The 4,425-nt window shown below is 48.3% G+C and carries 6 protein-coding genes; all 6 read left to right on the top strand.

Going from position 1 to position 4,425, the window contains the following annotated elements:
* On the top strand, positions 1–700 hold a 700-nt coding region (locus tag ACRPFF_RS10790; protein WP_432674650.1), incomplete at its 5' end, for an FAD-dependent oxidoreductase.
* A gap of 124 nt (positions 701–824) precedes the next feature.
* Positions 825–1,115, top strand: coding sequence for a hypothetical protein (locus tag ACRPFF_RS10785; RefSeq protein ID WP_107960365.1), 291 nt, complete (start codon positions 825–827; stop codon positions 1,113–1,115).
* Positions 1,116–1,183: 68 nt separating this feature from the next.
* On the top strand, positions 1,184–2,350 hold the full coding sequence (gene sucC / locus ACRPFF_RS10780; RefSeq protein ID WP_432674649.1) for an ADP-forming succinate--CoA ligase subunit beta: 1,167 nt from the start codon (positions 1,184–1,186) through the stop codon (positions 2,348–2,350).
* 10 nt (positions 2,351–2,360) lie between these two features.
* On the top strand, positions 2,361–3,251 hold the full coding sequence (gene sucD / locus ACRPFF_RS10775; protein WP_003675100.1) for a succinate--CoA ligase subunit alpha: 891 nt from the start codon (positions 2,361–2,363) through the stop codon (positions 3,249–3,251).
* Between the two features lie 28 nt (positions 3,252–3,279).
* Positions 3,280–3,519, top strand: coding sequence for a hypothetical protein (locus ACRPFF_RS10770; RefSeq protein WP_432674648.1), 240 nt, complete (start codon positions 3,280–3,282; stop codon positions 3,517–3,519).
* A gap of 127 nt (positions 3,520–3,646) precedes the next feature.
* On the top strand, positions 3,647–4,425 hold a 779-nt coding region (locus tag ACRPFF_RS10765), incomplete at its 3' end, for a cation:dicarboxylate symporter family transporter (RefSeq protein WP_432674647.1).

Here is a 4,425-nt window from a genome sequence, read left to right as displayed (position 1 = left end):
GGGCGTGAAAATCGGCGACATCAAATCTGAAGGCAAAGGCGTTTCCGTTGCTTACGAAACTGCTGCCGGCGAAGCCAAAACCGAAGTATTCGACAAACTGATCGTTGCCATCGGCCGTATTCCAAACACCAAAGGCCTGAATGCCGAAGCCGTAGGCTTGGAAAAAGACGAGCGCGGATTTATCAAGGTAGATGGCGAATGCCGTACCAACCTGCCTAACGTATGGGCAATCGGCGACGTGGTTCGCGGCCCGATGTTGGCACACAAAGCCAGCGACGAAGGCGTTGCCGTTGCCGAGCGCATTGCTGGTCAAAAACCGCATATCGACTTCAACAACGTACCGTTCGTGATTTACACCGACCCTGAAATCGCTTGGGTGGGTAAAACCGAAGAACAGCTCAAAGCCGAAGGCGTGGAGTACAAAAAAGGTACTTCAGGTTTCGGTGCAAACGGTCGCGCATTGGCAATGGGCAAAGCCAAAGGTACGGTTAAAGTGTTGGCAGATGCTAAAACCGACCGTATCTTGGGCGTACACATGATCGGCCCGGTTGTCAGCGAATTGGTTACCGAAGGCGTGACTGCGCTCGAATTCTTCGCCAGCAGCGAAGACATCGCCCGCATTATCCATGCCCACCCAACCTTGTCCGAAGTGGTTCACGAAGCTGCATTGGCGGCCGACAAACGCGCTTTGCACGGTTGATAGACATTAAGGCCGTCTGAAACTTTTCAGACGGCCTTAAGGCCTTCGACAAATTGAATGTTCCGAGAGCTTCGTTTTCTGATTTATAATTCCGTCAGGCAAACAAACAGCATTTACATTCATTATGAACAAAGAAATAGTCGGTATTTTCTTTATACCGATGGGCATCATCAGCATGTGTATGGCCGCATTGTGGCAGATGTATGTGATGATGACCGAAACTTATACGCTCAACCGTTTCAAAGATAAAGAATTGGTTTGGCGCGTGGCATTGTTGTTTATCAGTTTCAGCCTTGCCGTTTACCTGCTCTGCCCGAATTCGCGTAAAAAAGGCATCGTCTTTTTTATTCTTGGAGTAGGCGGCGCGGTCATGTATTTGTTGGCGCGGATGTGGCTGCCTTTCAATAAACAATAGTGCCGTCTGAAAATATAGGATTGTCCGCAGGGCGATTCCTAAGACCCACTCACCTTAAGGAGAAATCCATGAATCTACACGAGTATCAGGCTAAAGAACTGCTGGCTGGCTACGGTTTGCCCGTACAAGGCGGTATTTTGGCGCACAACGGCGAAGAAGCCGCTGCAGCTTACGACAAATTGGGCGGCAAATTCGCTGTTGTCAAAGCACAAGTACACGCCGGCGGTCGCGGTAAAGCGGGCGGCGTAAAAGTCGTTAAAAGCCGCGAAGAAGCTAAAGAAGTGGCTGAAAGCCTGATTGGCACCAACTTGGTAACTTACCAAACCGATGCCAACGGCCAACCTGTCAACAGCGTTTTGGTTTGCGAAGATATGTATCCTGTTCAAACCGAGCTGTACTTGGGCGCAGTGGTTGACCGTTCTACCCGCCGTGTTACATTCATGGCTTCTACCGAAGGTGGCGTGGAAATCGAAAAAGTTGCTGCCGAAACTCCTGAAAAAATCTTCAAAGTAACCGTTGATCCGCTGGTCGGCCTGCAACCTTGCCAAGCTCGCGAAGTTGCGTTCCAACTGGGCTTGAAAGACAAACAAATCAACGAGTTTGTCAAACTGATGACCGGCGCGTACAAAGCGTTTATCGAAAACGACTTCGCCCTATTTGAAGTAAACCCATTGGCAGTTCGCGAAAATGGCGCACTGGCTTGCGTAGACGGCAAAATCGGTATCGACAGCAACGCGCTCTACCGCCTGCCAAAAATCGCCGAATTGCGCGATAAATCTCAAGAAAACGAACGTGAGCTGAAAGCCTCCGAATTCGACCTGAACTATGTTGCCCTGGAAGGCAACATCGGCTGTATGGTGAACGGTGCCGGTTTGGCGATGGCTACTATGGACATCATCAAACTCAAAGGCGGCCAACCTGCCAACTTCTTGGACGTTGGCGGCGGCGCAACCAAAGACCGCGTGGTTGAAGCGTTCAAACTGATTTTGGAAGACAAATCCGTTCAAGGCGTATTGATCAACATCTTCGGCGGTATCGTACGTTGCGACATGATTGCGGAAGCCATCGTGGCAGCCGTTAAAGAAATCAACGTCAACGTTCCTGTCGTTGTTCGTTTGGAAGGTAACAACGCCGAACTCGGCGCGAAAATCCTGAACGAATCAGGTCTGAAACTGACTTCTGCAGACGGCCTGAATGACGCAGCCGAAAAAATTGTTGCAGCCGTAAACGCCTAAGGAGAAAAGAATGAGCGTATTGATTAATAAAGACACCAAAGTATTGGTTCAAGGTTTCACCGGTAAAAACGGTACTTTCCACTCCGAACAAGCTCTGGCTTACGGCACTAAAGTTGTCGGCGGCGTGACCCCGGGCAAAGGCGGTCAAACTCACCTGAACCTGCCTGTATTCAACACCATGAAAGAAGCCGTTAAAGAGACCGGCGCGGATGCATCTGTAATTTACGTTCCCGCTCCGTTTGTGTTGGATTCTATCGTTGAAGCCGTTGATTCAGGCGTAGGCTTGGTCGTTGTGATTACCGAAGGCGTTCCAACTCTGGACATGCTCAAAGCCAAACGTTATTTGGAAACCAACGGCAACGGTACTCGCTTGGTCGGCCCTAACTGCCCGGGCGTGATTACTCCGGGGGAGTGCAAAATCGGCATTATGCCGGGCCACATCCACACTCCGGGCCGCATCGGTATTATTTCCCGTTCCGGTACATTGACTTACGAAGCCGTGGCACAAACCACCAAACTGGGCTTGGGTCAATCAACCTGTATCGGTATCGGCGGCGACCCGATTCCTGGTATGAACCAAATCGACGCACTGAAACTCTTCCAAGAAGACCCAGATACCGACGCCATCATCATGATCGGTGAAATCGGTGGTACTGCGGAAGAAGAAGCAGCCGAATACATCCAATCCAACGTAACCAAACCTGTTGTAGGTTATATCGCTGGTGTTACCGCTCCTAAAGGCAAACGCATGGGCCACGCCGGTGCGATTATCTCCGGCGGTAAAGGTACTGCCGAGGAAAAATTCGCCGCGTTTGAAAAAGCCGGCATCGCCTACACCCGCAGCCCTGCCGAGTTGGGCACTACCATGCTGGAAGTGTTGAAAGCAAAAGGTTTGGTGTAAATCAATCATCTGACTGATTAAAGATTAAATGCCGTCTGAAACCGGAAATCTGGTTTTAGGCGGCATTTGGTTTATCTGGATTCAGCATATGTTTAATAGGTTTGACTTGCATAAAGTTTCAAGTGGGTCATTACCGGAATATAAGGTACGGCATGGTAAGGCGGCTTGGAGAGGCAGGTTACGTCTTGCTTTTTATTGCTATTTGGAAGGGGGGAGAAATATCAAAATTTCCCATATCGTTAACAATTTTAAATTTTTATATATTTAAACTCATAAAGATATAAAGCATCGTTTGAATTGTGTTGTATTTTTTTAAATTGTGTTGTATTTTTTAAATTAGTGGGTAAATTACATTTTGTTTCAAATTAGAACTAAATATTAAGAGAGGACACACTATGCTGCATACTGCTCCAGATACGCCGCAACTCCCGCAAGGCAGGCCGAAATTTTATCACAGCCTGTATTTCCAAGTTATCGTTGCCATCATTATCGGTATTATACTTGGCAATTTCTTTCCTCATTTCGGGGCAAGCTTGAAGCCTCTGGGGGAAGCGTTCATCAAGCTGGTCAAGATGATTATTGCACCGGTTATTTTCCTGACCGTCGTTACCGGTATTGCCGGTATGAATGATATGAAGTCGGTTGGTCGCGTTGCGGGTAAAGCAATGCTTTATTTCCTTACCTTTTCGACTCTTGCATTGGTTATTGGCCTGATAGTCGCCAATATTGTCCAACCTGGGGCAGGACTCAATATTGACCCCGCTACATTGCATTCCGAAAAGGTTTCGGAATATGTTGAGAAGGCACATGACAGCACCTTGGTTGGTTTTTTGATGAATATTATTCCGACTACGGTGGTCAGCCCCCTGACGGAAGGTAATATTCTGCAAGTTTTATTCGTTTCCGTCTTATTCGGCATTTCCCTTGCTTCCGTAGGCGAGAAAGCGCGTCCTATCACCGACTTGCTTCTGGCGGCAACAACCCCGATGTTCAAAGTGGTTTCCATATTGATGAAGGCCGCACCGTTGGGGGCATTAGGTGCTATGGCATTCACCGTTGGGAAATATGGTCTGCATTCCATCAGTAATCTGATTCTTTTGGTAGCCACTTTCTATTTAACATCATTATTGTTTGTCGTTTTTGTCCTTGGTGCGGTGGCACGTTATAACGGGTT

Source organism: Neisseria sp. SLRRB23 (assembly GCF_050896295.1).
Lineage (GTDB): Bacteria > Pseudomonadota > Gammaproteobacteria > Burkholderiales > Neisseriaceae > Neisseria.
The sequence above is the reverse complement of the archived record's forward strand: the minus strand, read 5'-3'. Positions and strand labels throughout refer to the sequence as shown.

Excerpts from the sequence above, each read along its gene's own strand:
- ACRPFF_RS10770 (WP_432674648.1), top strand. The coding sequence starts at position 3,280 with ATGCCGTCTGAAACCGGAAATCTGGTTTTAGGCGGCATTTGGTTTATC.
- sucD (WP_003675100.1), top strand. The coding sequence starts at position 2,361 with ATGAGCGTATTGATTAATAAAGACACCAAAGTATTGGTTCAAGGTTTC.
- sucC (WP_432674649.1), top strand. The coding sequence starts at position 1,184 with ATGAATCTACACGAGTATCAGGCTAAAGAACTGCTGGCTGGCTACGGT.
- ACRPFF_RS10785 (WP_107960365.1), top strand. The coding sequence starts at position 825 with ATGAACAAAGAAATAGTCGGTATTTTCTTTATACCGATGGGCATCATC.